This is a genomic window from Streptomyces sp. NPDC058257 (genome assembly GCF_042881845.1).
Classification (GTDB): domain Bacteria; phylum Actinomycetota; class Actinomycetes; order Streptomycetales; family Streptomycetaceae; genus Streptomyces.
This window is the reverse complement of sequence record NZ_JBHVXJ010000002.1, coordinates 103731-130356: the sequence shown is the minus strand read 5'-3', so window position 1 is coordinate 130356 and position 26626 is coordinate 103731. Positions and strand designations below refer to the sequence as shown.

The 26626-nt window shown below is 66.9% G+C and carries 36 protein-coding genes; 8 read left to right on the top strand and 28 right to left on the bottom strand.

Features of this window, described 5'->3' with window-relative positions; all coding sequences use genetic code 11:
- Nucleotides 1-74: 74 nt before the first annotated feature.
- The 15 genes from ACFVXC_RS05795 to ACFVXC_RS05725 all read right to left on the bottom strand — a co-directional run bounded on the left by ACFVXC_RS05795 (nucleotide 75) and on the right by ACFVXC_RS05725 (nucleotide 12782).
- On the bottom strand, nucleotides 75-1361 hold the full coding sequence (locus ACFVXC_RS05795) for a hypothetical protein (protein ID WP_389901836.1): 1287 nt from the start codon (nucleotides 1359-1361) through the stop codon (nucleotides 75-77).
- 9 nt (nucleotides 1362-1370) lie between these two features.
- Nucleotides 1371-1580: a hypothetical protein gene (locus ACFVXC_RS05790; protein ID WP_389901834.1), complete on the bottom strand. Its 210-nt coding sequence runs from the start codon at nucleotides 1578-1580 to the stop codon at nucleotides 1371-1373.
- The gene (locus tag ACFVXC_RS05785) at nucleotides 1580-2692 is read right to left on the bottom strand and encodes a hypothetical protein (protein ID WP_389901832.1); all 1113 of its coding nucleotides are present in this window, start codon (nucleotides 2690-2692) and stop codon (nucleotides 1580-1582) included. The genes ACFVXC_RS05790 and ACFVXC_RS05785 overlap by 1 nt, the downstream gene beginning before the upstream one ends.
- A 13-nt stretch (nucleotides 2693-2705) precedes the next feature.
- Nucleotides 2706-3389 carry a hypothetical protein gene (locus ACFVXC_RS05780; RefSeq protein WP_389901830.1) on the bottom strand — a complete coding sequence of 228 codons (684 nt, stop codon included), beginning with the start codon at nucleotides 3387-3389 and terminating at the stop codon, nucleotides 2706-2708.
- A complete protein-coding gene (locus tag ACFVXC_RS05775) occupies nucleotides 3373-3972 on the bottom strand; it encodes a hypothetical protein (protein ID WP_389901827.1) in 600 nt (199 codons plus the stop codon). The genes ACFVXC_RS05780 and ACFVXC_RS05775 overlap by 17 nt, the downstream gene beginning before the upstream one ends.
- Before the next feature lie 6 nt (nucleotides 3973-3978).
- On the bottom strand, nucleotides 3979-4821 hold the full coding sequence (locus ACFVXC_RS05770) for a hypothetical protein (RefSeq protein WP_389901826.1): 843 nt from the start codon (nucleotides 4819-4821) through the stop codon (nucleotides 3979-3981).
- Nucleotides 4822-4823: 2 nt separating this feature from the next.
- Entirely contained in the window at nucleotides 4824-5315 is a 492-nt protein-coding gene (locus tag ACFVXC_RS05765) for a hypothetical protein (RefSeq protein ID WP_389901824.1), read from the bottom strand.
- A complete protein-coding gene (locus ACFVXC_RS05760; protein WP_389901822.1) occupies nucleotides 5315-5680 on the bottom strand; it encodes a hypothetical protein in 366 nt (121 codons plus the stop codon). The genes ACFVXC_RS05765 and ACFVXC_RS05760 overlap by 1 nt, the downstream gene beginning before the upstream one ends.
- A 30-nt stretch (nucleotides 5681-5710) precedes the next feature.
- Nucleotides 5711-6097: a hypothetical protein gene (locus ACFVXC_RS05755; RefSeq protein ID WP_389901819.1), complete on the bottom strand. Its 387-nt coding sequence runs from the start codon at nucleotides 6095-6097 to the stop codon at nucleotides 5711-5713.
- A 78-nt stretch (nucleotides 6098-6175) separates the two neighbouring features.
- Nucleotides 6176-7318 (bottom strand): N4-gp56 family major capsid protein, encoded by a 1143-nt coding sequence (locus ACFVXC_RS05750; protein WP_389901818.1) that lies wholly within the window; start codon nucleotides 7316-7318, stop codon nucleotides 6176-6178.
- Nucleotides 7319-7399: 81 nt separating this feature from the next.
- Nucleotides 7400-8233, bottom strand: a complete 834-nt coding sequence (locus tag ACFVXC_RS05745; protein ID WP_389901817.1) for a hypothetical protein — start codon at nucleotides 8231-8233, stop codon at nucleotides 7400-7402.
- 59 nt (nucleotides 8234-8292) lie between these two features.
- Complete coding sequence (locus tag ACFVXC_RS05740; protein WP_389902982.1) at nucleotides 8293-9789, bottom strand: phage portal protein; 1497 nt, start codon at nucleotides 9787-9789, stop codon at nucleotides 8293-8295.
- Nucleotides 9790-10053: 264 nt separating this feature from the next.
- Nucleotides 10054-10761 (bottom strand): hypothetical protein, encoded by a 708-nt coding sequence (locus ACFVXC_RS05735; RefSeq protein WP_389901816.1) that lies wholly within the window; start codon nucleotides 10759-10761, stop codon nucleotides 10054-10056.
- Between the two features lies 1 nt (nucleotide 10762).
- Complete coding sequence (locus tag ACFVXC_RS05730) at nucleotides 10763-11158, bottom strand: hypothetical protein (protein ID WP_389901814.1); 396 nt, start codon at nucleotides 11156-11158, stop codon at nucleotides 10763-10765.
- A gap of 70 nt (nucleotides 11159-11228) precedes the next feature.
- Entirely contained in the window at nucleotides 11229-12782 is a 1554-nt protein-coding gene (locus ACFVXC_RS05725) for a terminase large subunit domain-containing protein (protein ID WP_389901811.1), read from the bottom strand.
- Nucleotides 12783-12886: 104 nt separating this feature from the next.
- On the opposite strand from ACFVXC_RS05725, the gene ACFVXC_RS05720 reads away from it, so the two are divergent.
- The 5 genes from ACFVXC_RS05720 to ACFVXC_RS05700 all read left to right on the top strand — a co-directional run bounded on the left by ACFVXC_RS05720 (nucleotide 12887) and on the right by ACFVXC_RS05700 (nucleotide 16360).
- The gene (locus ACFVXC_RS05720; RefSeq protein WP_389901810.1) at nucleotides 12887-13921 is read left to right on the top strand and encodes a tyrosine-type recombinase/integrase; all 1035 of its coding nucleotides are present in this window, start codon (nucleotides 12887-12889) and stop codon (nucleotides 13919-13921) included.
- Between the two features lie 69 nt (nucleotides 13922-13990).
- Nucleotides 13991-14518: a KTSC domain-containing protein gene (locus tag ACFVXC_RS05715; RefSeq protein WP_389901809.1), complete on the top strand. Its 528-nt coding sequence runs from the start codon at nucleotides 13991-13993 to the stop codon at nucleotides 14516-14518.
- A gap of 5 nt (nucleotides 14519-14523) precedes the next feature.
- Complete coding sequence (locus ACFVXC_RS05710) at nucleotides 14524-14793, top strand: hypothetical protein (RefSeq protein WP_389901807.1); 270 nt, start codon at nucleotides 14524-14526, stop codon at nucleotides 14791-14793.
- Between the two features lie 2 nt (nucleotides 14794-14795).
- Nucleotides 14796-15026, top strand: a complete 231-nt coding sequence (locus tag ACFVXC_RS05705; RefSeq protein WP_389901805.1) for a hypothetical protein — start codon at nucleotides 14796-14798, stop codon at nucleotides 15024-15026.
- Nucleotides 15027-15211: 185 nt separating this feature from the next.
- Nucleotides 15212-16360, top strand: coding sequence for a glycosyltransferase (locus tag ACFVXC_RS05700; RefSeq protein WP_389901802.1), 1149 nt, complete (start codon nucleotides 15212-15214; stop codon nucleotides 16358-16360).
- Here the strand turns inward: ACFVXC_RS05700 and ACFVXC_RS05695 are convergent.
- From ACFVXC_RS05695 to ACFVXC_RS05675, 5 genes are all read right to left on the bottom strand, one after another.
- Nucleotides 16357-17475, bottom strand: a complete 1119-nt coding sequence (locus tag ACFVXC_RS05695; RefSeq protein ID WP_389901799.1) for a DegT/DnrJ/EryC1/StrS family aminotransferase — start codon at nucleotides 17473-17475, stop codon at nucleotides 16357-16359. The two genes, ACFVXC_RS05700 and ACFVXC_RS05695, sit on opposite strands and share 4 nt — an antisense overlap.
- Complete coding sequence (locus tag ACFVXC_RS05690) at nucleotides 17472-18707, bottom strand: ATP-grasp domain-containing protein (RefSeq protein WP_389901798.1); 1236 nt, start codon at nucleotides 18705-18707, stop codon at nucleotides 17472-17474. The genes ACFVXC_RS05695 and ACFVXC_RS05690 overlap by 4 nt, the downstream gene beginning before the upstream one ends.
- On the bottom strand, nucleotides 18700-19725 hold the full coding sequence (gene rfbB / locus ACFVXC_RS05685; protein WP_389901796.1) for a dTDP-glucose 4,6-dehydratase: 1026 nt from the start codon (nucleotides 19723-19725) through the stop codon (nucleotides 18700-18702). Before rfbB ends, ACFVXC_RS05690 begins: the two co-directional genes overlap by 8 nt.
- Before the next feature lie 492 nt (nucleotides 19726-20217).
- Nucleotides 20218-20727, bottom strand: a complete 510-nt coding sequence (locus ACFVXC_RS05680) for a hypothetical protein (RefSeq protein ID WP_389901794.1) — start codon at nucleotides 20725-20727, stop codon at nucleotides 20218-20220.
- Nucleotides 20724-21128, bottom strand: a complete 405-nt coding sequence (locus ACFVXC_RS05675) for an ATP-binding protein (RefSeq protein WP_389901792.1) — start codon at nucleotides 21126-21128, stop codon at nucleotides 20724-20726. Before ACFVXC_RS05675 ends, ACFVXC_RS05680 begins: the two co-directional genes overlap by 4 nt.
- 208 nt (nucleotides 21129-21336) lie before the next feature.
- Here ACFVXC_RS05675 and ACFVXC_RS05670 point away from each other — a divergent pair, with 208 nt between their 5' ends.
- The gene (locus ACFVXC_RS05670; protein WP_389901790.1) at nucleotides 21337-22224 is read left to right on the top strand and encodes a helix-turn-helix domain-containing protein; all 888 of its coding nucleotides are present in this window, start codon (nucleotides 21337-21339) and stop codon (nucleotides 22222-22224) included.
- The gene (locus ACFVXC_RS05665) at nucleotides 22217-22480 is read left to right on the top strand and encodes a DUF397 domain-containing protein (RefSeq protein ID WP_389901788.1); all 264 of its coding nucleotides are present in this window, start codon (nucleotides 22217-22219) and stop codon (nucleotides 22478-22480) included. The genes ACFVXC_RS05670 and ACFVXC_RS05665 overlap by 8 nt, the downstream gene beginning before the upstream one ends.
- A gap of 157 nt (nucleotides 22481-22637) precedes the next feature.
- Here the strand turns inward: ACFVXC_RS05665 and ACFVXC_RS05660 are convergent, their stop codons facing one another.
- The 5 genes from ACFVXC_RS05660 to ACFVXC_RS05640 all read right to left on the bottom strand — a co-directional run bounded on the left by ACFVXC_RS05660 (nucleotide 22638) and on the right by ACFVXC_RS05640 (nucleotide 24881).
- On the bottom strand, nucleotides 22638-22940 hold the full coding sequence (locus ACFVXC_RS05660) for a hypothetical protein (protein ID WP_389901785.1): 303 nt from the start codon (nucleotides 22938-22940) through the stop codon (nucleotides 22638-22640).
- 134 nt (nucleotides 22941-23074) lie between these two features.
- Nucleotides 23075-23404 (bottom strand): hypothetical protein, encoded by a 330-nt coding sequence (locus tag ACFVXC_RS05655; RefSeq protein ID WP_389901783.1) that lies wholly within the window; start codon nucleotides 23402-23404, stop codon nucleotides 23075-23077.
- A gap of 162 nt (nucleotides 23405-23566) precedes the next feature.
- Entirely contained in the window at nucleotides 23567-23989 is a 423-nt protein-coding gene (locus ACFVXC_RS05650; protein WP_389901780.1) for a hypothetical protein, read from the bottom strand.
- On the bottom strand, nucleotides 23982-24224 hold the full coding sequence (locus ACFVXC_RS05645) for a hypothetical protein (RefSeq protein WP_389901777.1): 243 nt from the start codon (nucleotides 24222-24224) through the stop codon (nucleotides 23982-23984). The genes ACFVXC_RS05650 and ACFVXC_RS05645 overlap by 8 nt, the downstream gene beginning before the upstream one ends.
- A gap of 174 nt (nucleotides 24225-24398) precedes the next feature.
- Nucleotides 24399-24881, bottom strand: coding sequence for a hypothetical protein (locus ACFVXC_RS05640; protein WP_389901776.1), 483 nt, complete (start codon nucleotides 24879-24881; stop codon nucleotides 24399-24401).
- Nucleotides 24882-24962: 81 nt separating this feature from the next.
- On the opposite strand from ACFVXC_RS05640, the gene ACFVXC_RS05635 reads away from it, so the two are divergent.
- Nucleotides 24963-25265 carry a hypothetical protein gene (locus ACFVXC_RS05635; RefSeq protein ID WP_389901773.1) on the top strand — a complete coding sequence of 101 codons (303 nt, stop codon included), beginning with the start codon at nucleotides 24963-24965 and terminating at the stop codon, nucleotides 25263-25265.
- Between the two features lie 247 nt (nucleotides 25266-25512).
- Here ACFVXC_RS05635 and ACFVXC_RS05630 read toward each other — a convergent pair whose 3' ends face one another.
- Genes ACFVXC_RS05630 through ACFVXC_RS05620 form a run of 3 tightly spaced genes read right to left on the bottom strand, consistent with a single transcriptional unit; the run spans nucleotide 25513 to nucleotide 26565 of the window.
- Nucleotides 25513-25845: a hypothetical protein gene (locus tag ACFVXC_RS05630; RefSeq protein ID WP_389901770.1), complete on the bottom strand. Its 333-nt coding sequence runs from the start codon at nucleotides 25843-25845 to the stop codon at nucleotides 25513-25515.
- 13 nt (nucleotides 25846-25858) lie between these two features.
- Nucleotides 25859-26131 (bottom strand): hypothetical protein, encoded by a 273-nt coding sequence (locus tag ACFVXC_RS05625; RefSeq protein ID WP_389901768.1) that lies wholly within the window; start codon nucleotides 26129-26131, stop codon nucleotides 25859-25861.
- Nucleotides 26128-26565 (bottom strand): hypothetical protein, encoded by a 438-nt coding sequence (locus ACFVXC_RS05620; protein ID WP_389901766.1) that lies wholly within the window; start codon nucleotides 26563-26565, stop codon nucleotides 26128-26130. The genes ACFVXC_RS05625 and ACFVXC_RS05620 overlap by 4 nt, the downstream gene beginning before the upstream one ends.
- Between the last annotated feature and the right edge of the window lie 61 nt (nucleotides 26566-26626).

Genomic DNA, 26626 nt, shown 5'->3' with positions numbered 1-26626 from the left:
AGATCTCCTCCTGGGGAAATGCGGGCGGCAGTCCAGGATTTGAGCGTGGCACGTGATTTATACGCAGGAATAATTCAGAACCAGGCTGTCCCGGACCACGTTTTCACCGGCTTCGTGACCCAGGCTGTCCCGGACCACACCTTGACCGGCTTCTGCGTCCAGGCGCTGCCTGTCCACACCTTGGGGATAGTGGTGAGAACCGAGTTCACGTTGTCGACCTCGGCCGGAGTCGTGGTACTGCCCGTGTCGGCATACGCCTCGAAATTGGTGCGCAACGTGCCGAACTTCAGCCACTGCGGAGTGGCCATACTCCGGCGGACGGTCCAGGTCGAGGCGTTGGGACTGGTCTCCCAGTAAAAGGTCCCGGCGGTTTCGCGGAACCTCCACCAACGGTGGGCGACCGGGTCGAAAGCCAGGGTGGTCGGTGTCGCGTCGAAGTAGCCGACGCAGTTCTCGAACGTCAGGTTGCCGGTGGCCAGGGTGTATTTCGTCCGGGCGAAGGTGCCGTCGTCGGCCGGGCCGAGCACGATCGCGGAGAAGTTGGTGCCGGTACCGCCGGTGGGAAGGTTCACGACCTCGAAGGAGTGGGTCGAGTTCGCGATCTCGTAGCCGACGTCGGTGGCCATGAGCCCGGGGTACTGGTCGTTGGCGGGGACGGCGGCGCGCTTCCAGGTCGGGTTCCAGAAGGTGCCGCCCCAGTACACGAAGCGGCTGCCGATGCCCGTGCTGAACTTGTCGACGATCTCGGCGGTGGGGGCGTTGAACAGCCCGTCTCCCGTGGAGAGTTCCACCCAGCCGGGGTCCGTGGTGACGGTCGTCGCTCCGTTGGCCAGGTCGGTGGTGCCGGTGGCGCCGTAGTAGAGGGTGCCGGTGTAGGAGGTGGCGCTGGCGTTCTGCGCCTGGTAGCCGACCTCGATGACGAGGCGGTCCCCGGCCTGCACCGCGACGGAGGTGACGGCCTGGTTGGTCACCGTTCCTCCGGCCGCTGTCGCGGGCCAGGTGGTGGCGCCGGTGTAGTTCGTCAGGAGGGTGCCGCGCACGGTGTCGCTGTCGCCGACCGTCACGAAGGCGTGGATGCGTACGACCATGGCGGCGGCCGTCGCCGAGGCCAGACGCCCCAGCACCCAGGAGACGGTGCCCGAGAGCGTGCCGGCCGCGCGGGCGGGAGCACTGATCCACCGGCCGAGCAGGACGTTCGTCGTGGTGGCCGAGGTCTCGGCCTTCGCCGTGGTCGTCGAGGCGCCGGCGGGCTGGCGCCCGAGCAGGCCGGTGACGGTTGACGTCCCGTCCGTCCAGGTGCCGCGTTTGGTCGCGGGCGTGTAGGGCGCGGCGGAGCTGGTCAGCCAGAAGCGAGTGGCCACAGGAGCGCCTCAGTTCGTGTCGATCCACACGTCCCCGACGGCGGGCGACGCAGGAGCGGTGACACCGACGGTGATCTTGGGGGTGGGGAGTTGGGCCTGAGGAACCTTGCCGGTGGCGTCCAGAGCGGCCACACCGTTCGCAGCGGCGATCTTGTCCGTGGTGACCACGTTCCCGCCGGTGGCCGGCACGGTCTGGGCGGCGAGCTGGCGGCCGGCCATCAGCCGATCACCGTCACGCTGAAGGTGTTGGCGGCGTAGCTCGCGGCAAGGGTGAGAGAGACGGTGTTGGCGTCGACCACGATGAACTTCCCGCCGACCAGCTCGCCCGTGCTGATCTCCCGCAAGGTCGGTTCCTTGATGTCCAGGGTGTTCAGGCCATGGGTGATGTTCAGCGGGGTGCCGGCGGTGACAGCGGGCACGTTCGCCGCGTACTTGCCGACCGTTCCCAGTGCCGTGCGGGCCCCGGCCGCTGTGGTCGCGCCGGTGCCGCCCTTGGCCACGGAGACGAGCCCGATAGTCAGGCCGGCCGCAGACTTCGCGAGGGTGGCGTCGGCCAGCTCCAGGGAGAAGGTGGTCCCCGACAGCTCGATGCCCTGACCGTCGGCCGTGTACGTCTGCCCGCCCGTGGAGAACTTCGTCCAGGTCTGGGTCCAGGCGCCGGGCGCACCGGAGGCGACGGCGGTCTGGATGTACTGGGAGCCGGCGTCGGTGCCCTCGGCCACTGCCACCATCGTGCCGTCGAGGACTTCCCCGGTGGCGTCGGCGTCCTGGCGGCGGGTGGCCGCTCCGCCCGAGGCCGAGTAGCTGTAGATGCCGTTCTGCGTGCCGGTGGTCTGCGCCGTGGCGAGGAAGGAGTCACCGGAGGCGAGCGTGACGCCACCGACGCTGGCGGGCAGTGCGGCGAGGTTGACGTTCGTCGTGGCCACGGCCCGCACGGGGTCCTTGACGCCCGCGATCCCGGCCCTGGCGTTGTCGACGTACGCCTTGGTGGCCAGGTCGCTGCCCGCCGTCGGGTCCGCGCCGTTCACGGCTCGCTGCCCGTTCAGCGACACCACGGCGGTGGGGGCCGCGAACTCGTCGAGGCGGTAGTTCTTGACCGTCGCCGCGAGGTCGCTGATGGTGCTCGCGCTCTGGGTGCCTGTGTGGTCCGCCCGGTCCAGGGGGTTCTTCCACGTGGTCAGGTTCCAGAACTTCAGGACGTGGTTGACGGAGTCGGTCCAGAGCTGGCCCTCTGCCGGGGAAGCCGGAGCGGAGGACGAGGTCTCCGGGACCAGGCCGCGCACCGGGAGCTTGTTGAGCCTCAGGGGGTCGCGGAAATCAGTTACTGCCATCGGGCACTCCTAGCTAGCTCAGAATCGCCGATCCGGTCTCCGCGAAGGCGAATTGCACGGTCACAGTGGTGGGTGAGGGGTTGGCGACCAGGCCCCCGATCTCCCGGCCGCTGGTGTCGAAGGTCCGCACGGCGGGGGCGTAGGGGAAGTCGTGGTCGATGGTCCACAGCGTGCTCGCGCTCCCTTGGGACCACGTCACCGCTCGCGGGGCCACCCGCTCTTCGAGGGCCTCCAGCTCGACGCGCTGCACCTCGCCGGCCTGGCCCTGGGCGCCGGTGGCGCCGGTGGGCCCCACCACGGGGATGTAGCGGCCGGAGTACGGCGATGCGGGCGCCAGGTCGGCCAGGTCGACGGAGGTGCCGCCGGGCCGTTCGGCGAGCATGATGTGGTACTGCCTGATCTGGGCGCCCTTGAGCTTCTCGGTGACCCGGTACGTCCAGCCGCTCGGGGACATTCCAGGGGCGTCGGTCGCGATCAGGGTCACCGCGAAACAGCCCTGGTCCTCTTTCGTGATCTCGACGACGGCCGGGGTGAGAGCGATGGTGTCGGCGTCCGGCAGCGTCAAGACCATGGGCGGCGCGAACGTCACCGTCCCCGTCAGGGGTGTGCCATCCGCTGCGACGAACCGGCCCGTCACGCGGACCGAGGGAACGCCGGCCGGCAGCGCGTAGGTACCCGCGTCAGGCGTAGGGGTCATCGACGCCGCCCTCCTGGGAAGAGTGCGCAGCATCGGGCGGCTGCACCGGATCGGGGTTGCGGCTGAAGTCGCGCAGATAGGCCGCGAAGGAGGGGTCGTTGACCAGCTCGTCGTCGCGGATCTGCTGGGCGTCGATCGTGACGATGATGTCCCGGCGCCGGATCTGGCCCCGGATGTCGACGTGCTGGACCGCGAAGAGGATGTTGTCGTACGCGATCCGGTCACGCTGATAGGCGCCGTGCCGGATGTTGACGTCGGTCAGCCCGATCTTCGCGAGCTGGTCGAACTCGCAGGTCACATGCAGCGAGTCGGCCATGTACAGGCCACTGTCACGGGGCTCGGAGTTAGCCGACTCCGCGTGATTCACATGCAGCGCAGGGAGCTGCCAGCGTCCGTAGAACTGCCGGCCGGCCCCGGTCCCCTCGTCGTAGACGGGGTGCATCTCCGACTCGCCGTACTGCCAGCGGAAGTAGGTGAAGGAGTCGCCGGTGGAGCGCTGCCACCCGCGCAGTCCCCGGTGGATGAGTGTGGTCTCGGCGTTGATGTTCCACCGGCCGCGCTTCCAGTCGAGTCGTCCGCGCACCTCCACTCACCCCCACAGGCCCGGGTAGGTGGGGGACGGCACGTTCGACTCGTCCGCGTACTCCTCGCCGTCGATCGGCGGGAGCAGCCGCTGGGGCCGCGAGGAGTCGTCGTACTCCCGCTCGGCGAAGACCGGCACGAGCCGGTTCGTGGTGCGGCTGACCCGGCGGGCGGTGAACATCTCGATCCTGCCTAGGCCGACGTTGAGCTGCTGCGCGAGCTGGTTGTAGCGGCCCTGGAGCCCGGAGGTGGCGTCCCCGATGTGCTGCATGAGCTGCCGGTAGCGCTGGGTGCGCGGGACGAAGGTGCCCTCCGCCGTGGAGATGTCGATGTCGGTCGCCGCGTCCGTCGCGAGCGTCCACAGGCAGTTGATGGCCGCGAGGTAGGCGACCAGCGGCTCCTCGATGGCCGGCAGGTTCTCCAGGGTGATGGGGTCGTGGTCGTAGCGGATGAACCCGTGCGCGTCGCGGTAGCGGGTCACCTTGCTGCGGCCGTAGGCGTGCTGCTCGACCGCGTCCCCGATGTAGGTGGCGAGGTCCGCGTCGGTGAACATCCCCTCAGCCACCCCGCGCACGATCAGGGTCTGGCCGTGGTGCAGGGGCGAGTACGCGGGGTTGACGAGGAGGATGCGGCCCTGGCCGGTGTCCAGGACGTAGTCGACGTCGGCGACCAGGTCGACGGAGGCCGGCGGGTCAGAGGTGGTGACCTTGGCACTGACCTGGGAGACGCCCGTCTCCGACAGGTCGTAGGAGGCCAGCTCGTCCGCGCCCAGGTACGTGTCGAGGAACGGTGACTGGAGGTCCCCGATCTCGGCCCGGATGCGCTTGATGATGCTGGCCTGCTCCGCCATGGTCAGCTCACCGCCAGCGTCATCGTCAGGCTGCCGGGGGCGAGTTGGAGCGCCTGGTTCTGCGAGGTGGTGATGGGCGTCGCCAGGTTCCACGCCATCAGGCACAGCCCGCTGGGCTGGCCGGCCGAGCTGGTCATGCGCGTCACCAGCGCCGCCCCGGTCACCGGCGCTGCGAGCCCGGTGGGGTCGGAGAAGGGCCCGAACTGGACGAGGTCGCTCGTCGTGGCCGACCTGGTGGCGCTCGTGGCTGCCGACCACGGGATGGGCTGGCGGGCGTAGCCGGTGCCGGCGGCCTCGATGCCGACCAGCGTGGTCATGTCCGTCTGGGCGTCGGTGACCGTCTGGGTGAGCAGCATCAGGTACGTGGCCCTCGGCAGCGGGTCGCCGCCCTGGGTCTTGGCCAGCCACTCCGCCTCCAGCACGGTGGAGCGGCCGGACAGGTGGTCAAGGGCGCTGACGGCTCCCTGCACGGCGATGAATCCGTTGTCGGCCATCAGGCGTCACCGCTCTGCTGCGCCATCAGGTCCGCGTACTCCGGGGGCTCTTCGCCCTCCGCCACCAGCTCGACGAACTGGGGCACGGGGAAGGAGAGGTGGTGCACTGTGATCCGGCCGGGGGACGGCGCGTTCAGCCACATGCACAGCACCGAGTCCTCCGGGCTGTACCCGACGCCGTAGGTGGCCGGCTCGACGACCTCCAGGACGTAGAGCTGCCGGGGGTTGTCGCGGTACTCCTCACCCGAGGGGCTGGTGTAGTGCCAGGACTTCGTCAGCATCCCGACGCCGTCGCCGTGGTCGGACAGCAGTCGGTACCAATTCCCCTTCTGAGGGGAAGAACCGGAATCCTTCAGGCTGCGCAAGGCCGCCATGAGAGGGCCACTTCCCTTCCGTCAGAGCCACTGCCACACGTAACCGAGGCGGTCCAGGTGCTGCGCCACATTCAGCGGCACCTGATAGACCTGGCCTTCCTTGAAATCGAAGTGAGTTCCCTGCCCGATCGTCACCTTTTCCAGGTCGCAAGCGATCCGGATATTGACGGTCTCCGGGGGGATTTCGACCGGGCCCTGCTCGGCAGCTTCCTCGGACACGTTCTGGAGCGTGCGGCCCTTTTCATCGAGGGCGATCGGCTCGTCCAGTCCGGCCCGCTGCTCTGCCTGGTGCATGGCAATCTCGCCCTTGCGCTTCGCCAGGTCTTCGGCGTGCTGCTCGGCGAGGATGGCCTTCTTGTTCCCGGTGTGATCCTTCGGATTGCGCTTGGTGCGCGGGTTGGCGGGCATGAGTGTTCTCCTAGCGAATCGGGTGCTGAATTCGGGGCGGTGGCGTAGGTGCTGCCACCGCCCTTTCCTGCGGGGGGATCAATTCGTGGCGCACTGAACTACGGCGTAGTCCGTGATCAGCCCGAGACCCCACACGCTGTACCATGCAAGCGCGTGTTCGCGGCCGAAATCGAGCACGCCGCCATCGCGAAGCTCGACGGGCAGCGAGATGGCGTGGCCGGCGGCATTGTCGCCGATTACCAGCGCACGGTAGATGGGGTTCGACGGGGCGCTCGGGTTCGACGGCTGTGCATTCACGGCCGGAATTGCCGGGGTCGATCCGGATGCGTTGCGGGCGGGCTGCCCGCCCCACTTCTGGGCGTCGCCCTCGGCAATGTTCGTGCCGAGCTGCGGGGTGGCCGGAGGGGTCGTGTTGCCCTGGAAGACCTGGGTCGTCTCGATGAATACGACGTCATTCAGCCGGCCGATTTCGCCGAGCATGAAATTCCCCGGGGCCGCATATTTTGTGACCTCGATGAATTCCGGATCGTCGCGAAGCCGGCGGCTTTGATGCGGGTGGACAAAAGCGACATATGTCTCACCCAGACGGGGGACGTTCTTCGTCGCCAGAGTCTCCACAGCGTCCTTGACCAGGGCCGCAGTGAAGTGGAAGCCACCGTTCGCAGCGAGCGTCGCCTCCGAATCCGCAAACATTCCCCGGTCGTACGGAGAAAGCGGAGTACGCGACGCACCGGCCGACCAGGACGCCATCTTGTCGTATCCGTAAAGGACCGACGGGGCGCCGAGGAGGGTGTCTCGGCACATGGAGTCCAGGTAAGTCGCAAGATTCCTCCCCAGAAGACGAGCCCCGCTCGCCATTACGTCGTCGAACGACGCATTGAGGAGAAGCTCGGTCACCGCGATGGCGAATCCGTGCTCCGCGACAGTGATGGTGATCTGCTCGGCCGACAGTGCGTGGGTTTCCATCCGCACGCCTTCAACGAGCTGCTGCGCACCGTCCAGCGAGCGGTAGCGCATAAACGACACGCTCAGCCCGGGGGCAGTTCCCAGCTCGGTCTTCTTGACCATGAACTGCTCGAAACGCAGAACCGGCATGGCCTGAAACAGAATTTCTTTGCTCCAGATATGCTGGATTGCCGGAGTGAGCATGCTGGAGTTCGCCGCCTGGTAGGCGGTCGGAGTGGGGGACAGAACCGGAGTCCCAGTGATTCCGCTTGCCACGATGTACCTCTCATCCCGTGACGGACCCGCCGAGATGAATGGGAATGAGAGGCGGTCTGACTAGCTTTCAGGTGGACGCGGTCAGCCGAAGAGGCCGCGATTGTTGGACTTGTTGGCAGCGGCGCCGAGAAGCTGCGAGCGGTACTTCGCGAACTCCGCCATAGGCATGCTCTTGATGTCGTCAGCAGAAAGCTGACGGGACCCCGCATCGCCGTCCGTGGGGCCATTCCCCGTGTATCCGGTAGCGGCCACACCGCGCATCTGCGAACGCGCGGCCTCCTGCGCGGACTGCACGGACTGGAAGATCTGCGACGTCTTGTCCTTGAGCATCTCGATGGACGCGTCAACCTCCTCCGGGGTGTTCCCAGAGATGAGATCCACGAGTTCCGGAGCGATGGCCTCACGCTCGGCGCCGGCGCGCTCCTGGATATAGGCGCGGAGCTTGTTGTACTCCGACTCCTTCGCGAGCGCTGCCCGCTCCTGCTCCCGCTCCCGCTCGATCTGCTTGAAGCGCTCCTCCCACTCGGAGCTGCGCTCCTCCAGGAGCTTCTTCGCGCTCATCTCGGACTCGGCCTTCTGCTTGGCCGCGTCCGCCTCCGCCTTCTCGCGCTCAGCCGCTTCGGCCTCGCGCGCCTGGCGCTCCTCGGTGAGCCGCTTCAGCTCGGCCTCAAGAGCCGCGCTGCGCTCGTCCACCTTGCTGAGGCGCGAGTAGAGCTTGTCCTTCTCCTCCTGGCGCACACGCTCCAGGTCGGCCGCCGTGAAGCGGGACTCCTGGCTGGTGCTCTGCGGCTCGGAGGGCTTGGGAGGGTCCTGCACGGTGACCGTTCCCTCGGGGGTGACGGCGGTGCCCGTCGCGGGGCCCGGGTTGCCGGCGGGGGTCTCGGTCGGACCGTTGGGTGCGGGGTTTGTTGCCACGGTGGTTCACTCCAGGCTGGTGGGGCCGCCTGAACGAATAGAAATGAGTGGCGGACGGTTCAGTCGTTTTCCGGGTTCCGTCTCTGGGCGAGTTTCGTGCCCTTCGACAGCGTCACGAGTTCACTGAGGACCGAGTCGGTGTCCTTGCCTTGCCCGACGCCCGGAACTCCTGGAAGGGGGCCGGTGTTTGTCGCTCCGGCGCTTCCGGAACCGGAAGAGGCGGCAGGGGCTGGGGGTGGGCTTTCCACGCCTTCCGGCGGCAATCCCGTTGTGCGCAAGATAGCTGAGGCAATTTGCGCCTTGATATATTCGAGGGCTCCCGTTTCCTTTGCCTCGGTGAGCTGCTCGTCGAAAATCTCCTGCATCTTCTCCCCGGGGAAGGTCTCCCCGAGGTCGCGCAGAGCGCCGCGCTTGGATTCCAGCCCCAAGGCCAACTTCGCCTGGACCTCGTTCAACTTGACCAGGACGTCGACCGGGAGAGGCGGCGGCCAGTCCACGGTGGTGTCGTAGACCTCGGGGTCGCGCGGGTCGATGACGAGAGGCTGTTCCTCGGAGACCCGGATTCCCTGGGTGGTGGGATCGTAGACCCGGCATTCCGGCTCGTAGAGAAAGAGCGTGCGCAGGACCAACTCGTTGATCCGGCGGAGCCCGTGAGTGTAGTTCGTCTGCTTGAGGCCGTAGCGCTGCATCAGCGGGAAGAACTGAATGGACAGCGCGACACCAGAGGTGTTCGAGATTGCCTGCGCCTGCCCGAGCGCCGTTTCCGGAACCCCGGTCAGCTCGTGCATGGAGCGTTTGATCAGCTCCAGGTAAGCGAGTGGCCCGTTGAGGTCGACGCCATTTTCCAAATTGAAAACGTTGGCGTCTTTCGGCAAACCACCCCAGATTTTCCGGGCGCCCTTTTCCAAGTGGCTCGCCTTGGCGCCGGTGATGATGGTGACGGGAGCCGCGTGGTAGTTGACGATGTCCGAGATCTCGGTGCACTTCTCGTTGTACTCGCGGTTCAGCGGGATCAGGTCGACGATGTCGGACAGGCCCCAAGGGGAGCCGGAGATCTCGATGTTTCGGATGTGCACAATCGGAATGGTGCCGAGGGGGTTCTCCCGGGCATCGAGCAACTCGTCATTGACGTACTCCTCGATGTACTCGTCCGTGATGATCTCGGTGTACGTGTAGACCTGCCGAGTCCCCTCCAGAGAGGTGCCCCAAAACTTGTATTTGATCTTGAAGCGGAGTAGGCGATCCCGGTCATGCGGGTGGTACTCGGGAAAGCATTGGGCCGCATTCAACGGAAGGATGCGTACCCGCCCAGGGTGCGCGTTTCCTGCGGTGTCGCTCCAGGCGGGTTCATAAGCGACCTTGACGAAGCAATCCCCGGCTACGGACCCGTTCTCGCCCATTTGCCAAAGAGTCGACTTCTTGTCGTTGTCAACGGTCCAGACCCGTTCCAGGAGCGCGGGCACGATGTGCTCGTACTTCTTCTCGGACTGGAAGTGCACGCCCCTGCCGAAAGTGAAGTTGGTGATGTACCGAGAGAGCGCGCCCGTGTAGTTGATGGTGACGTTGGGCTCGCCGGCCTCTCGCTTGTAGGCCCAGTGGTAAGTGATATCCGAGGTACCAGGACCAGTGATTCGAGTAGCGTGTCAGACGTAATCGAGGGCCATGGACTTCGAATTCCTCGTCAGCGAGGTAAAAGCTCCACCAGGCCGAGCGGGCTGACAGAGATCGTCAGGTCGCTGGCGGCGGCGCGCATGGACGGGGATGCGAAAGCGATGGACATCAGGCATCACCTCCTTTCTGAGTCGGCAGGGAAATCCCTGTCAGGTGGTCGGCAGATAAGGCACCGTGGCGCCGCTCCAGGGCAGGGCAATGAGGTACATGCGCGGGTCGACCTCCTGGGTCTGAATGGCCTTCGAGGAGGTGGCCGCGCCGTAGATGTCGACAGACAGACCGACGCGCACGGACTTGCCGGCCTCGACGGTCTCGATGAAGAAGAGCGTGTGGGACTGGTCCGTCCCGGTCTGGATGTGCTGGTTGCGATCTACGTACGTGGTGGCACCGTCGGCGCGGAGCTGGAGGCGAGCGCGCACGGCCGCCGTCGTCGTGTCCGTCCAGCCGACCGCGATGTTGGCCCAGGCGATCAGGAGGCGGCGCTGGGTGAAGGACGGCACCTGGTAGCTGTGGACCAGGGTGGGGGTCTTCACGTTGCCGGCGAGGGAGAACAGGCTCGTCCGCGCGGTCCCGATGGCCCAGGGCGCGGCGCTGAGAGCCGAGATCTGCCCCTGCATCGTGGTGATCGCGGCCTGCTGGCTCGACTGCGTGGTGTTCAGGCTGCCGATGGAGGCCGACGCCTCGATGAGCGTGGGGCTGAGCGGCCCGGACGGCGCGGTCGCCCCACCGATCACGTTCTTGAGGAGCGTGTCGATGGGGTCAGCCACTGCCGCGAGGTCCACGGGGACGTCCGGGACCTTGCCCTCGGTGGGGATGGGGATCTTCCCCCAGGGCGTCGACTGGCCGGGAGCGGTCACGTCAGTCCACCCGGGCGTAGTTCCGGCGCTGCTTGCGTCCCTCGCCCCGGTCGACCTGGGCGTAGGACTGCTCGGGCTCGGAGGCGCCCTGCGCCATCTCCGAGATGAACGTCGGCGCCTCGGGCCAGCTCGCGCTACCGACGTGCGCGCGCTCGCGCATCGTCTCCTCCGGCGGCTTCTCGAAGACGTTCGCGTTGTGGTTCATGCGGCCGGCCGGCGTGCGGTAGCCCTGCATGATGCCGGTGCCGAACTCCGAAGGGATGTCGGTGTCGGTGGCGACGCCTTCCTGAAACCGCAGCGGACCGCGCCGGGACGTGTTCTGCGCGTGCTTGGTCTCGTAGAAGCGGTCGCTGCTCTCCTGGAATTCGGGGTCCGGGGCGAGAGGGGAGTTCGCCATGGTGTTCCTCCCGGTGATTGAGACGTCTCACCAGGACGCTAAAGGCGGGGTTTTCCGGCCCGATAATTCGCTACCAGGGGGTGTTGTGCATTTCGACCTCGGGCATCGTGAGGTCGGCCGTCAAGTAGAGGGCGTTGGAGAGGGAGTCCACGTAGTCGTCGTGTGCCGCGTCGACCTCTGGGGCGGCGACGATGATGTGCGGCCCCTGATAGTTCAGCTCGGCGTCCTCCATCTGCTGGCGAAAATTCCGCCAGTTCTTCGTCTGCCGGGTCTTCGCGTGCGCCGGCCAGACGACGAGCGACTTGGACATGAGGTCCATCATGTGCGCCCAGCGCTTCGTCTGATTGGTCCGGTCGGACTTGAGGTCCACGATCTGCGCGTACGGCATGAGCACCCGCAGCCGGCTCGCGACGACATCACCCAGCCCCCCGGAGTCGATGCCTATCGCGAAGACCGAATAGTGGTTCAGGAACTCCACGATGCGGTAGTACTGCGTCTCCCAGTCCATGCCCTGCAAATCGAGCCAGTTCAAAACCCGGTGCTCGTAGTTCCCGTACTCATCGGGATAATCCCAATTCACCCAGCAGACGGTGACGATCGTCGAGTCCGTCTTACGGGCGGGGTCAATGCCCACGACGACCGGGGAGCGGTGCCATTCCTGGACGACGCGCATGGAGGTGTCACCGAGGGCGTCGAACCGGTCGCTGGTAACCAGCATTCCCTTGTCGAGAAGCCAGATCAGGCGGTAGCTCAGCTTGAATTCGTCGGACTCTTCGCCGAGGCGGTCCATCTCGCTCTGGACGAACTTCTTGTACCTCGGGACGTGCTTCGAGACGGTCTTCCAGTCCACCTGGAAGTGATCCTGCTTGCGGCCCTTGCGGTTCGCGTTCCGGCGGTTCTTCTGGATTTGCTCGTAGAACCCCGACTTCGTGTATGTGGGGGTGCCGGTCATCACCATGAGACCGGCAGTGCTCGCCAGCATGGGGCCGATGGACTTGTTCAGAACTTTGTCGTCGGCGGCCTGGGCCTCGTCAATGACGACGAGATGATAGGTCTGCCCCTCGATCATCGCTTTCGGGTGGGCCGTTTGCTTCCGAATCAAGCTGCCGCAGCGCTTGAGGTGGAGGACTTTTCCCCGGGCGACGAGCTTCTCGTCGATCTCGGGGTCCGCGAGAATGTCCTGGGCGCGCTCGGAGGACAGGCGGCCGACGATGCGGGAGAAGAGAGTCTCCGACATTTCGTCGGTCGGGGCGAATACGCCGATCCACAGCCCTTCTTTGAATTTGCCGAGCAGGTCGGGGAAAACTTTGGCCAGTCTCGGCAGCATGATGGCCGCGCCGGCGACGACGTCGGCCACGGTCTCGCTCTTGCCGGACTGGCGGCTCCACAGCGCGGTGAGCTTGGCGGAGTCCTCGATGATCAAAGACTCCAAGATCCGTCGTGCGAACGGAAGTTGATAGGGGCGCAGGGGGTGGCCGCTCAGCTCGTCAATGACGACGACCACCTTGTCGATGATGTCCGAGACCAGGGCGTGGTCGATGCCGGCGCTCTCGACTCCGGGCTCGGGCTCTTCGGGCAGGCCAAGGGTCAGCTCGTGGTCCGTGGCATCGAGTGGAGTCCCCATGGCCCGAAGCTAAAGTCGGACAAAATGGGAGCAATAATCCTCTGTTGTTCCCGTACTTGGCAGTTCGTCAGACCTAACGCCAAGTACAGGGCTACAGTCGACCCATGAACGGGGACTTCTTCGACCTCTCGGCGCTCAACTCAGACCGCCTGGAACAGCGCACCATCGACCAGCTCGCCGACGGCTTCCGCGACCTCAAGGCCAACCGGCACCCTGAGACCGCCGAGCGCTACCGCGCAGAGACCGGCTTCTTCTTCAACTTCATGCGCCGCTTCGGCGCCGACCCGGCAGCTCCAACCCAGCCCCACGTCCTGCGGTACCTCGACTACCTCGCCTCCAAGGTCCACCCCGACCACCCCGGCGACTGCTGGCACGAATGCCAGCACCTGCCCTACGAAGCCTCTTCCCGACAGCACCGCCTCGACGTGCTGAGCGCGTTCTACGACCACGCCATCGCCAACGGCCTCCCCCTGGCCGCAAACCCCTGCACCGGCCTCTCCGTCTACGTCCCCGCCACGGACTACATCGACCACCTCACCGAGGAGGAGACCCACGTCCTGTGGAACGGCGCCCGCAGGCGCTCCCACCGCGAGGGCGCCCTGATCGCCCTCCTGGTCGGATGCGGGATGCGCAAGGAAGAGGCACGGCTCGTCCGCGTCGAGAACCTCGGCCGCAACAGCTTCGGCCCGACGCTGAGGTTCTGGCGGGTCAAGGGCCGGTACTGGCAGACCATCAACCTCCCCGTCCCCGTGGCCGCCGCCGTCCACCTCCAGGCCGGCGACCGCACGCGCGGCGCCCTGCTTCCCTCGCCGCGCTGGACCGTCACCGACGACGGCATCCGCGAGAAGGCACACCTGACGGATACCGGGATCGACGACATCCTCAAGCGCCTCACCGCAGACGTCCAGGTGCGCCCCCACGACTTCCACAGCCACCTCGGCCGCAAGACGGCCATCACCATGGCGCGCACCATCCCCGGCCTCGCCCTGGAGACCACGATGGTCTTCTTCGGGCACGCCACCCTCAAGGACCACCAGAAGTACGACGCTTTCGCCAAGGACACCTTCAAGCACCCCATCTACAACCCGGTCCAGGGCACCCCAGCCCAATGCCGCGAGTTCTGGCGGCTGACCGCCTGAGCCTGGCGAATATCGCGGGAAAACCCTCCCTGCCTACGGTCTTCGTACCGAGCAGAGGAGGGTTTTCTCATGCCGCCCAGGCGAAGGCGAATCGGACCCCGAAACCCCCGAGCAGCAAAGAACCGGGCGCCGAATTCGGGTACAACCCCGTACAGGACAATCCAGGAGCAGGAGTTCTACGGCGCCGGCCAGCAGCCCCGCACCCCGAACGTCGACTCCCGCCCCGGCTACAGCCGCGCCGACATCCACACCGCGATCGACGAGGCGTCGCAGAACCTCAGCCCGGAAAAGCGCGAGGCACTCAAGAGGGCCCAGTGGCTGTGGGACGACGAGCAGCTCCTGACGACCCGGCCTACGAACACCTCGTACCCGCCCCGGCCCCGCACGCTCGCGGCCGGCTACGACGACCAGTCGCAGACGCTGTTCGTCCGCTTCCGGGGGCAGCGGACCGGGCCCGAGCAGTACGCGGACGGTGTCGGCTACGAGTACTACAACGTCACCCCGCAGGAGTGGGCGAAGTTCCGCGACAACTGGTCGCCCGGCCGGTACGTCAACCGGGTCCTGAATGGGAAGCCCTACACGCCCGCGACCTGGTGATCCCGATGCCCCTCTTCACCTTCACCCGCTGCCGGCGCGAGTGGCCCTGGCGGTACAGCACCTATTACCAGGAGACCGAGCCCCCGTACCGCAGGGCCGAACCCGCCACGGTCTACCGGCTCGGCACACGCGGCCTCGTCGTCGGCCGCTGGACCTCCCGCGCCCAGGACGAGCACCAGGCCCTCACCGACGCCCTGGGAGCGCGCCCTGCCGCCCTCCTGGCCTCCGACGGCCAGCTCCTGCCCAACTACCGCCGCAACTCCCAGGATGACTAGCCGTGTTCAGCAAACGAGACCCCAGCAATCCCTACCTGGCCGACGCCCGCCGCAGGATCAGCAAGATGTCCCCGCAGGCGGCCCGCGAGTACAGCGTCACTATCTGGGGGTACGGGATGCGTGTCGCCGAGAACCCGGCCGAACACCTCGCCGACGACCTCAGCGAATGGGACATGGCCATGGCCACCCTCCAGGCCGTGCGCGAACGCATGAGTGGCCAGATCACGACCTGAGCGCGTCGGAGCGCGTTGCGCACGGGCCCGCTCATCGCGGCCGGGCAGGGGGCATGACACTGCTATCGTCCCGTTCGTCCGTTCATCCGGGGCGGGGTGAGACCCGCGCAGCATGAGTGATTGAGAGCCTCCGCGTGGACCACCACGGCAACCGTTCGCACTCTTCCAGCGCCCCCACGCGGGCCATGCGGCTGATCGTCACCGGAGGAGGAACCGGCGGCCACACCTACCCGGCGCTCACCGCCGTCCGCACGCTGCGCGCCCGTCTGGCTGAGGCGGGTCGGGGCCTGGACGTCCTATGGGTCGGCGCGGCCGACAGCCTGGAGGAGCGCGTCGCTGCCGGCGAGGGGATCGCGTTCACCGCCGTCGCCGTGGGGAAGATCCGCCGCTCAAAAAATCCGATCAAGCTGGCGTCCCCCGCGAACATGGCCGACATGACCCGGGTGCCGCTCGGCGTACTTCAGGCGCGTAAAGCCATCAACGCCTTCCGGCCAGACGTCGTACTGGCCACCGGCGGATACGTAGCGGTCCCGGTGGGGGTCGCCACGACCCGGCTGTGCCATCGCCCGCTGGTGGTGCACGAGCAGACCGTGCGCCTGGGCCTGGCCAACAGGACGCTCGCCGGCGCCGCCACCAGCGTGGCGGTGTCGTCGGAATCGACGGTGCCCCTGCTGCCCGAGGCCGTCCGCAGCCGGACCGTGGTCACGGGCAACCCGGTACGGCCCGAAATCCTCACCGGGCAGCCTGACAAAGTCATCGCGACACTTGGGCTGAGCGGCTTCGACCGCCGCCTTCCCACGATCTACGTCACAGGCGGCGCCCAGGGCTCCAAGCAGATCAACGATCTCGTCGCGGCTCTGCGGCCGTGGCTGCTGGGCCACGCGAACCTGATCCACCAGTGCGGCCCCGACCACGTAGCGGGCCTGCGCCGCGACTCGGCCGGCCTTCCCCCGGAATTGGCGGGGCGGCACCACCTGACCGACTACGTCGGCGCCGAACTGCCGGACGTGCTCGCCCTCGCCGATGTGGTGATCTCCCGCAGCGGTGCCGGAACCATTGCCGAGCTAACCGCACTGGGCAAAGCAGCCGTCCTGGTGCCGCTCGCCACCTCGGCCGGCAACGAGCAGGTGCACAATGCCCAGCACCTGGAGCAGGCCGGGGCGGCGAGCGCACTGGTGGGCGAGGTAACGCCGCAGCGGCTGAAGGACGCGGTGGCGCCCCTGCTGGCCGACCCGCAACAGCGCATCGAAATGGCCGCACGCGCCAAGGCGCTCGGCCGTCCCGATGCCGCTGATCAGCTTGTGGATCTTCTGCTCTCCGTTGTCGACGGCTAGCGGAGCGCCTGCCGGAGCACCGAGACGACATGGCGAACGTCGTCCTCGGTCAGGTGCTGGTGGAACGGCAGGGTCATGATCTGCTGCCCTAGTCGCTCCGTGACCGGCAGGCGCCGGTGCCAGGGGGCGAATGCCGGCTGATCGTGGTTGGGCGGATAGTGCACACCCACTCCGACTCCGCGCTCACGCATGAACCGCCATACGCGGTCGCGGGCGGGGACCCTCACTACCGCCAGGTGGGGGACGGAGTTGTCCGCGTCCACGTCCACAAGCTCGACGCCGGGCACGTCGTTCAGCGCCCGCTCGTAGACGCGCCACAGGTGCCTACGGCTGCTCTCAGCGACCGCAAAGTGGGCCAACTGCACGATGCCGATCGCCGCATTGAGCGTGGACATGTGCGCACGGAATCCAAAGGTGGTCACCTCGTAGCTGGTCGAGGCAGCGCGCCGCTCCGCTGTCGCCGGCACTCCCAGCGAACGCAGGCTGCGCAGTCGCTCGGCTTCTGCCGCGCTGCGCGGGATGACCATGCCGCCCTGACCGCAGGTGAGGTTCTTGATCGGCCCGAACGAGAAGCACGTCAAATCACCGGTGGAGCCGACCCATCGGGCACCCTGTCGGGAGCCGAACGCGTGGGCGGCGTCCTCCACGATCGTGACGCCGCGCTGCACGAGAGTGCCGTGCAGTGGCGTCAGGTCGACGGCCCGGCCGCCGAACAGGACGGGCAGCACGGCGCCGGTCGCGGGTGTCAGGGCCTCGGCGACGATCTCGGGCGTGATGCACAAGGTTCGAGGGTCGACCTCCACGAAGCGGGGGCGGGCGCCAGCGGCGACGATCGCCTGAATCGTGGCGCAGAAGGTCAGCGAGGGCACGATCACCTCGCTGCCGGGGCCCAGGTCGGCGGCGAGCAGCGCGAGGTGCAGAGCGGAGGTGCCCGAGCTGACCGCGACAGCGTCCCTGACGCCGAGGAAGCGGGCGACGCCGGCCTCGAAGTCCTCGGTCGCGCGGCCGTGCCCGAAGTGCCCGCTGGCGAGAACCTGCTCCATGGCAGCCTGTTCGGGCCCGTACAGATACGGGCTCGCGTTGCGTCCGGCATCCGGCCTGGGGGAAGTGGTCACGAGTCCTCCTTCACGCCTATGAGCGGTCGGACGACCGGTCGAATCAACGCGCGGGCCGTGTCCAGAGCCGAGCGTGCCTCCGCAGGGGACGGCCCGGCAGCTACGAGGAGGCCGATCTTGTGACCTGACTGGTCATGCGGCCGTACAACGTCGCCTGGCCTGGCATACAGCGCGACATCGGTGACGCCAGGGATAGCGCGGGCTTCGGCAGCGCCCTCCCACCCGACCAGCTCGCCGTCCACGGCGAGTGGAGAGCCGAGCAGCTCCAGCGCCGCATGTGCGGTGCGCGTGGGCGCCAGGTGGCTGTCGAACCGTTCGCCGAGCGCGAGCGAGATGAGCGCGCGCACGACGTCCACGCCGTAGGCGGCGGCGAGCAGCCGGGGAACGCCGTCACCACCAAGACGCGTATTGGCCTCGATGACACGCTCCCGACCGTCCGCTCCGAGGACGGCGTCGAAGTTCGCCGGCCCGTCGACAACGCCCAAGGCTCGGCACAGGCGCTCGACCGTGCTCTCCAGCCTGCGGTGTGTCTCCGGCAGCAACTGCGCAGTACACAGCCGCCTGACGACGAAGGTCCCGTCGATGAACTCCTTGTCCTTGATGCAGATCAAGAGGGCCTGGCCGTTCCGCATGAAGACTTCGATGGCCAGTGGGCGTCCTTGGACGAACTCCTCAGCGATCACGATCTGAGAGACGGAGTAGGAGTGGGCGTAGGAGATGGCGGCGGACAGGTCACCCGAGGCGGTGACGAGGGTGACGCCCTTGCTGCCGGAGCCGTCCGCAGGCTTGACCACGAGCGGGAAGCGCAACTGCGCCGCCTTCACGGCCACCTCCTCCGGATTGTCAGATGCTGTCCATCCGTAACCGGTGACGCCGCAGGACGCGGCGACCGCGTGGAACGCGGCCTTGTCACCTGCCGTGAGCGCGCGCTTGGGGTACACGTAGCGGGCGCCGTACTGCACACCCAGGTCGTGCCAACTGGCCAGTGCGGCATCACTTGCACCGCCGACGATCCCGGCGGGGTGCACGTCGCCCAGATCCTTGACGATGGCTTCGGTGTCTCGCGTGGAGACCTTGAGCCTGGTGTCCGCGAAGGCGAACGCGGGAGCGTCCGGCCGCATGTCCACCGCGATCGTCGGGATTCCGCGACGCCTCGCCTCCTGGTAGAGCGGAATCATCTCTTCGGAAGCGCCGAGAACAACCAGCGCGTCTTGGGGCCAGTGCTCAGGCATGTTCCGCTCCCCGCTCGGCAGTTTTGGCGACGGTGATCTCCGGCATCTCTGCGTCCGGATTGCGATGCAGTGGAGGCCGGAAGGCGGGGTGGTCGCGGTACCACTGCACGGTCTCCGCTAAGCCGTCTTCCATGGCCCGCTCCGGCTCGTAGCCGAGTTCGCGGATCTTGGACCAGTCCATGGCGTAGCGGATGTCGTTGCAGCGACGATCCTCGACGTAGGTGACCGCGTCCCAGTCGGCGCCGCACACACGCAGGAGCAGTGCGGTCAGGTCCTTGTTCGAGAGATCGGTGCCGCCGCCGACGTTGTAGATCTCGCCGGCTGCCCCGTGACGCATGACGGCCTCGATGCCACGGCAGTTGTCGTCCACGTGCAGCCAGTTGCGTACGTGCTGGCCCTCGCCGTGCAGGGTGACCAGCTCGTGATGGAGCAGGCTGGTGATGAACTTCGGGATGATCTTCTCCGGATGCTGAGCGGGCCCGTAGTTGTTGCTAGAGCGGGTGACGCACACGGGCACCCCGAAGGTCTGGTGGTACGACAGCGCCATCAGGTCGCTGCACGCTTTGGAAGCTGCGTACGGCACGGTAGGCCGCAGCGGAAACGACTCGTTTGCGTAGCCCTCGTGCAGCGGCCCGTACACCTCGTCCGTGGAGACATGCACGAACCGCTCGACGCCCAGCCGCTGGGCGGCGTCGAGCAGAGTCTGTGTCCCCAGGACATTGGTGACGACGAAGGTGCCGGCCTCGAAGAAGGACCGGTCGACGTGCGACTCGGCCGCCAGGTGAACGATGGTGTCGTGGCGTCGGACGTAATAGTCCACGAGGTCCCGGTCGACGATGTTGCCCTTGACGAACTCCAGTTTGGGATCGTGAAGTTCGGCGCTGAGATGCTCGATGTGTCCTGCGTATGTCAGGGCGTCGAGCACAGTCACTTTGACGATGTCGCTTTGCTTGAGCAGGTGTTTGACGAGATGGGAGCCGATGAAGCCGGCCCCTCCGGTCACGAGTACGTTCTGCACGGCTGTCCCTCCATGTGAAGGAGATCCCCCACCGACACTTGTGCGGCCGGGGGCCGGTGCGGCGGTGGACGACCTGCTTAGGGCCGCCCACCGCCCTTCCGCCGTCATTCCCGGTCGGGGCCGGTGGCGGGCCCTGCATCACCGCGCGGAAGCACGGTGGGTCTGGTGTCGGGCTCGGGGCCCAGGAATTCATCCGCCTCGACCTGGCAGGGGCACCATTCCTGGTGCGATCCCGCCGCGCGTAGAGCGGATAAGAGACCAACCAATATCGCCGTGCCGAAAATCGCCGCGAGGGCACAAACTGCCGTGCCAGCGCTTACATTTCTCGGTCGCTGCATCGTGCTGATCTCCATCCATGAATGAGCCCGGCCGGCGCGGCGCAGAGCACCGACCGGACCCGTCAAAGCGGCGGAAGGGGACTTCTCCGGGGCGCACATCCCAAATAGGTCGATGTGAAAACGCTCCTGCTGCGTCTCAACCCCTCCGCCGCAGCTATAGGCCGCCCTTGCCGGGCTGGCGGCGCGGCAAGGGCGGCTTGCACGTCCAGGAGACTCGCGGTGTCTCCTGGACGTACTCGCGAACTTCGTCACCCCCCACGGGCTTCCCGTTCGCGCTCCCGCCGGCACGGGGGGCCGCCCCGCGCTGCGAGGAGTCTTTGGCCGGCGCCTCGTCCGGCATCGCGCGCAAGCCCACGACCACGCGCTCCAGCGTCGCGGCGTCGTCCTGCGCCACACCTCCGTGCGCGAGCTGCGTGGCCTCGGCCACCGTGCCGGCCATCTCCGCTTCCCGGCGGGCACGTTGAGCAAGCGTCAGTTGCGCCGCCCTGCCCTGAGCCACCAGGTCGGCCAGCTCAGCAGAGTTGAAACGCACCTCGATCTCCGCGTCCTCAACGCCGTCGACCGGCACGAAATACCGGCCCCGCACGCGGAGTTGGACGGGAAGGTCAGGTAGTGCGTCCTCGGCCAGGGCGCGCTCTTCCAGGGGGGAGAGGCGAAAACTCATGCCCACCCCTTCGGCTGGAAGCGCACGCACTTGCCGCCGCGAGTCGAGTCCTCAAGGACTTGGTAGCCCGGAGCCAGCATCTTCAGCAGGTCCAGCCCGCGCCCGCCCTCCGAGTCCAGCGCGTGCTCCCGCTGCTGGGGTAACTCCGGTGATTCATCCCAGACTTCAATCCAGAAATCGCGGCACACCACTACGGTGTACTCGTCCCCCTTGCCGTGCTCGACGGCATTGGTGACAACTTCACTCACCAGGAGTTCGCACACCCCCACCAGCTCTTCGGCCGCGCCGAAGTCACTGTAGGTACGTGTGGCCCAACTCCGCGCTGTGGGGACGGAGTTGGCCTCACGGCCGAAGGTTCTAGCCGCTGAGGTGTTGCCTGGCAGATACTTGGTCGTGCGCATGGCAGCCTCCAGCGCGCGACTGCGGCCAGCCGCGCAACTCGGTCACGCAACGCGACGTGGATCGTCCGGTGCGTGATGACGAGTGTGGTGCGTACGCAACTGCGTACGCAACCCCATCGTCGAAAATCCCCCCGGAAGTGCCGCCCGTGTGACCCCACGCGCTACTCTGCGCAGGAGACCAACGGCTGCTGGAGAGGGGAGGATGGTCATGGCAATCAACACGGCTGCGATGTTCGCGCGGGAGCGGTTCGGCGCGAAGCTCCAACAGGCTCGGCTGGCTGCGCGCGACGCGAACGGCGCGAAGATCAAGCAGATCCAGGTGGCGCAGGCCATGGGCCTCAAGCGCTACGACCGGTACTCCCGGATTGAGCGCGGCGAAAGCTGGCCAACCGACGCCGAGTGGAAGGCGATCGTGAAGTGCCTCCGCCTGGACGTGGAGTCGCGGGTCGAGCTGGAGACGATGCGCCGCGAGGGCATGTCCATCGCCGAAGCCTGGTGGACGGAGTTCGACGAGGAGTTCCCCGAGTCCCTCATCACCTTCGTTGCCTACGAGGACAGCGCACCCAAGATCACGACCTGTGCCGCCAACGTCATTCCCGGGCTGCTCCAGACTCCCGACTACGGGCGCAACCTCACCAGCTACCTGAACAAGTCCACAATGACGCCGCAGTTGATCGAGCGCTCCGTCGAGATGCGCACCAACCGGCGCAGGGTCTTCGACAAGGCGAACCCGCCGGCCGTTGAGGCGATCATCGGTGAGGCCGCTCTCCGGCAGCGGATCGGCGGAGCCGCCGTCATGCTGGAACAGCTCGATTCGCTCGTGGGCGACGCGACGCAACGGGGCGTGACCTTCCACGTGATCCCGTTCAGTGCGGCAGCGACGCTCACGTACATGTTCCACCTGTTCGAGTTCGGTGGGGAAAATGAAAAGCCTGTTGCCGCATTTGATGCGATGACGGGCATGAGTTTCAGGAAGGACCCCAAAGAGGTTCGGGGGCTGCGAGGCAACGTGGAATCTCTGCGGGACATTTCGCTCTCACCGATGGACTCGGTGGAATTGATTAGGACGATCAGGAAAGAGATTTCGCGTGACTGAAGAAACTCGCCGGGCCAAGATTGAGACCCTTCAGGCGATCATGGACCATGACCTGACGGACGCGGAGTGGACGAAGTCGTCGTTCTCAGGCGGTGGGTCTGGTGACTGCCTGGAGGTCACTGAAGTTCCAGGGAAGGGGTACCTTCTGCGTCACTCCATCTTGACAGACCTCAAGATCCCCCTGACCGAAACCGAGTACGTCGCCTATGTGGCTGGCGTGCAGGCTGGACAGCCGGGCCTGGTGCCCGGCCTCTGACAGGCCCCCCGCTTCCAAGACAGCGAAGGCCCGCTCTCCCCATTCAGGTAAGGGAGAGCGGGCCTTCGTCATGTCGGCCTACAGGCCGAGGAACGCGCCAACGTGGACGCTGACGGATACGAGGACATCGAGAACGGCGGACATGGGGCCTCCGGGGTCAGTAGGTGGGCGAACTGAAGATGCTGGAGCGCCCGTTGGTGGTCGAGGGTGCCCCGGTGGGGGCAGTGCCGAGGCCGAGCTGCGGGCGCGTAGGCCGGCCGCGCGACGGCGTGGTGCCCGGCTGCGCGGTCAGGCGCGGCAAGGACGCCGCTTCGAGGGCGGGGGTGGCGCCGGCCCGGGGGTCGGGCAGCTCGGTGGGCCAGCCGGCCGCGAGCGAGCTGCGAGGGCCGCCGGTGGGGGTGCCGGGGAGCACCTCCTGGTACGCCTGCCAGCTCGGGTTCGGTCTCCGGACCAGGGGCATGACGGTCACCTCGTTTCGGGTGTGGACGTAATCCACGGTGGCCGCCGGAAAATTCTGCGTGGTAATCGTGGACAGGGGTGAGGCCCGCGTCCTGGCTCGGGGAAGTCGCAGGGCGCGGGCCTCGGCTCGGGGGATTACGGGTTTCCGTACTCCGGTTTCGCGTACGTCATTTTCGGGATGAGCAGATTGAGCGCCTCGATGCGCAGGTACTTCTCCTCGGTGGAGTGACCGTCCCACGGATAGCCCTCGACGGTGGGGATGTTCAGGCCCTCGAAGCAGTCCTTGTCGTCGGGGTGGATGTGCCACGAGGTCTGGCCCTTGGGCGTCTCGATGTAGAGCACTGGGTAATCGGGCGCCTGGAGGTCGGTGTGGGAGAACACCCCGCCGAACATTGCGACGTACCCGCCCAGGAGAAATGCGCGTTCGCGGTAGATGGTCAGTCCGGATTCCAGCTCACTGTGCATGACGCCCATGGTCATGAGCGGGAGGGAACTGTTCTCTGCGACACGGACGGCCGAGCGAGTGAAATGCTCCCGCAACCGTCCCGAAGCGCATTTCCCGGGGAATCTAGGAGAGCGGAGATCTGTATCTGTCTCGCTCGAATGGCGGCACGTGTCTCCTGGGCATCACAAGCTCCTGGGGGCGAAGGTCAGGCAAGAGGTGATGCCGAGCTGCACGGCCAGGGCGCGGCGGGACTCCTCGCCGAGGCCGGGGAGCTGCTCGTCCAGGGTCTTCTCCAGGGCCCGGACGAGGTCGGCGCGGACACCGAGCGTTCCGTTGGGCTCGTAGACGTGGTGCGTGTCGCGCTGGTCGTACTGCTCGGCGAGGTGCAGCAGCGGGATGCCGGCGGTATCCGGTGGCGGTCCGAGGAGCGAGGTGTGGCCGCAGCCGGTGCAGCAGCAGACCAGGGACCGGAACTTGTCGACGCCCCGACACTGGTGGTGCTGACCGGACGCACACGCGGTGGAGAGGTAGAGCACCTCCATGAGGGCCTGGAGCAGCTTGACGGCCTGGGCGGTCCCCAGGTCGAGGTCGAGTTCGTCAGACACCGTCCAGCTCCCTCTCCTCGGAGCCCCAGGAGGCGACCTGGGACAGGCCGGCGTCCGTGACCGCGTACTGAGTGCGGCCGTCGCGCTGGACTCTTACCGTGCTTCGCTGGCGCATGTGGGTCTGGAGAGCGGCGAAGACGCGGCCGGCGGGGATGCCGGTGATGCCCGCGATCTGGCAGAGATCGCGCTCTCCGTGGACGGACAGAGCGTGAAGCACTCGCATTTTCTCAGTCATGACACCTCGCTGGCTCGTGCGGCTACAGGACGTGAAATGGAAAGGAGCCCCCTGGAATTAGGCATCAGGGGGCTCCCGTGCACAGTTCGCTAAGGGGGAGGCCGACCGACGAGGTGAGGTCGACCGCCTGAGCAGACACCGTACAGAGCCATAAACGCGGCTCCTCTCAATTGGTTACGGATCTGTGGGGTACTCACTCGAACAGCAGAGTCCGGAGCGAAGGTCGTCGAGCATCACCGGCACTATGTCGCAGACCTTCACCGTGGGGTGGTGGGGGCTGTGCTGATGCGCCCAAGAGGCACACAGCATGCGGGCGATGTCGGCCGCCACGTGCCGTGACCTGCGGATAGGCCGCAGAGTGAGCCCCAGCCCCTGGCGGCGGTAGCGCACCCTGCGCAGCCATGCCGCACCGAATTCCGCATCGCGGCGGCGCAGGGAGTCGACCTCCCGGTAGGAACTGTTCGTCTCCACGCCGAACACTTCCGGGAAGAGGACTTCCTCGATGACGGTGAAGGCCAACCGTCCGACACTCGCGGAAAGGTCGAAGGGGTGGGATTCGAGTAGCCGCTGATTGACCTTGTCGTTGGTGATGAAGAACCGCACATAGGCGCATCCGAGGAGACGCCAGTCGGTCCCGACACTCGCTGCTTCCGGCATGTTCCGCATCGTAGCCACTACTGTCCCCTTATGAATTCACGGCGCGAGGCCAGGACCGTATGTCCCGAGTGCCAAAACGAAATGAGTCCCACCCAAATGGCGTACGGCTACTGCGGGCAGTGCCACGACTTCTACGCCGCCCAGGCAGATTTCAATGCCGACCCGGACGCGTTCACGCCACCGCAGATCATGGGCGGCGGGTGGATGCGCTGCTGCGGTGCGGCGCTGCGCGCCTGGGCCGTGTACCACCCGGCGCCGTGGGCGGCCGGCGAAAGCGTGCCCTGCGTGTACCACCTGGAGGACGCCAACCACGGGATGAGGCTGTGCCCCTGCGGGTACTGGCACTGGGCGCAGGCCACCTGTGACGAGGTGCCGCCGGCATGAGCGGGCCGGTGGCGTGCCGGTGCATCGTCCAGGCCCTCGCGGCGTCCGCCGTGGACCCCGCAACCAGGCCGGGGCAATGCTGCGTCTGCCCGTTCCACGGACAGGTCGTCGTGTGGGACGGGGCCCTGTGGCGCTGGAGCAACCAGGTGGTCGACGTCGAAGCGCTTCTCCTGCGGCCGTGCTCGGCCGAGGAAAGCCGCGCATGAGAATGCCGCACTCCAGAAGCCTGGGGTGCGGCATTCGTGCGTCACGCTGCTTCGGGAACATCCGGGAAAATCTCCACTTCCCACGAACCGTCGCGTATTCGCTCGAACACCGCGCTGCACGGAAACACCTCGGTATGGCCGAGGGCCGCGTAGGCACGCGCGTCGACCTCCAGTGCCCAGGGGAGGAAGTCCCGGGGAAGGCGCCAGACGCCGTTTCTGGTCTCGATCCAGGCCAGGCCGCTCGCCTCGTCGGCGTACACCGCCTTCAGCTCCGTTCTTCGGCGCGTGTACCCCTCGTCGATCCGGAACTCCCGCAGGCTGCGCACCTCGGCGAGCAGCCGCGACAGGTTGGCGCCGGTGAAAGGCGTTTGCACTCCTGGGTCTCCTCTACAGGCAGGCGATGACGGGCTCGGCGAACAGCGTGCGGCCGACGCGGCGGAAGGCGAAGGCCGCCGGCATCCGCCGTTCCCGTCGCCGGGTCTGCGCGTCCAGCTCCATGGCCCACGGCCACAATGCCTGGGGCAGGCCGTAGGCGACACCGTCCATCGTCAGCACGTACCAGCGGCGCCCGCAGGGCTCGGGGGCAACCCCGTTGATGCGGAGCACCAGGCCCTGGTCGCCGTCGAGGACCGGCGGGACGAACAAGGTGGGAACGCTCATCGTTCCGGCCCCGTCCAGGACAGCTCGGAGGCCCAACGTGGCTCGCTCTCCTCGCTATTGGTCCCGACCGCCACCATGGCGAGGGCCAGCTTGTGCTCCTCCACGGCCAGGTCCCGGTCGTCGTAGGTGCACAGCACCTCCAGGAGGGCGTTCTCCGGGGCCGGCGTGTACAGGGCCGTGCCCCACAGGTGAGGTCGGTAGTGCGGGGAGACCAGTCCGGACCACGCGTCGGGATCGAAGACCAGGGCGAGGGTGCGCACGGTGGCCCAGTCGCCGGTCGCGAGCTTGAGGTCGGTCTTGTGCACCGTCCTCAACTCGACGTCGGCCAGAAGCTCTTTCGCTTCCTGGCGGGAAACAGGACGGCCGTCCACGCCGTACGCGAAGGGAAGCCCCGGAGACTCAACCGGAGAGGAGGCCAACTCGCTGACTGACACGACGAATTCTCCCTTCAAGCGGAAGGGCCCGGCACAGAGGCGGGCGCAGGCAGGGGGGATT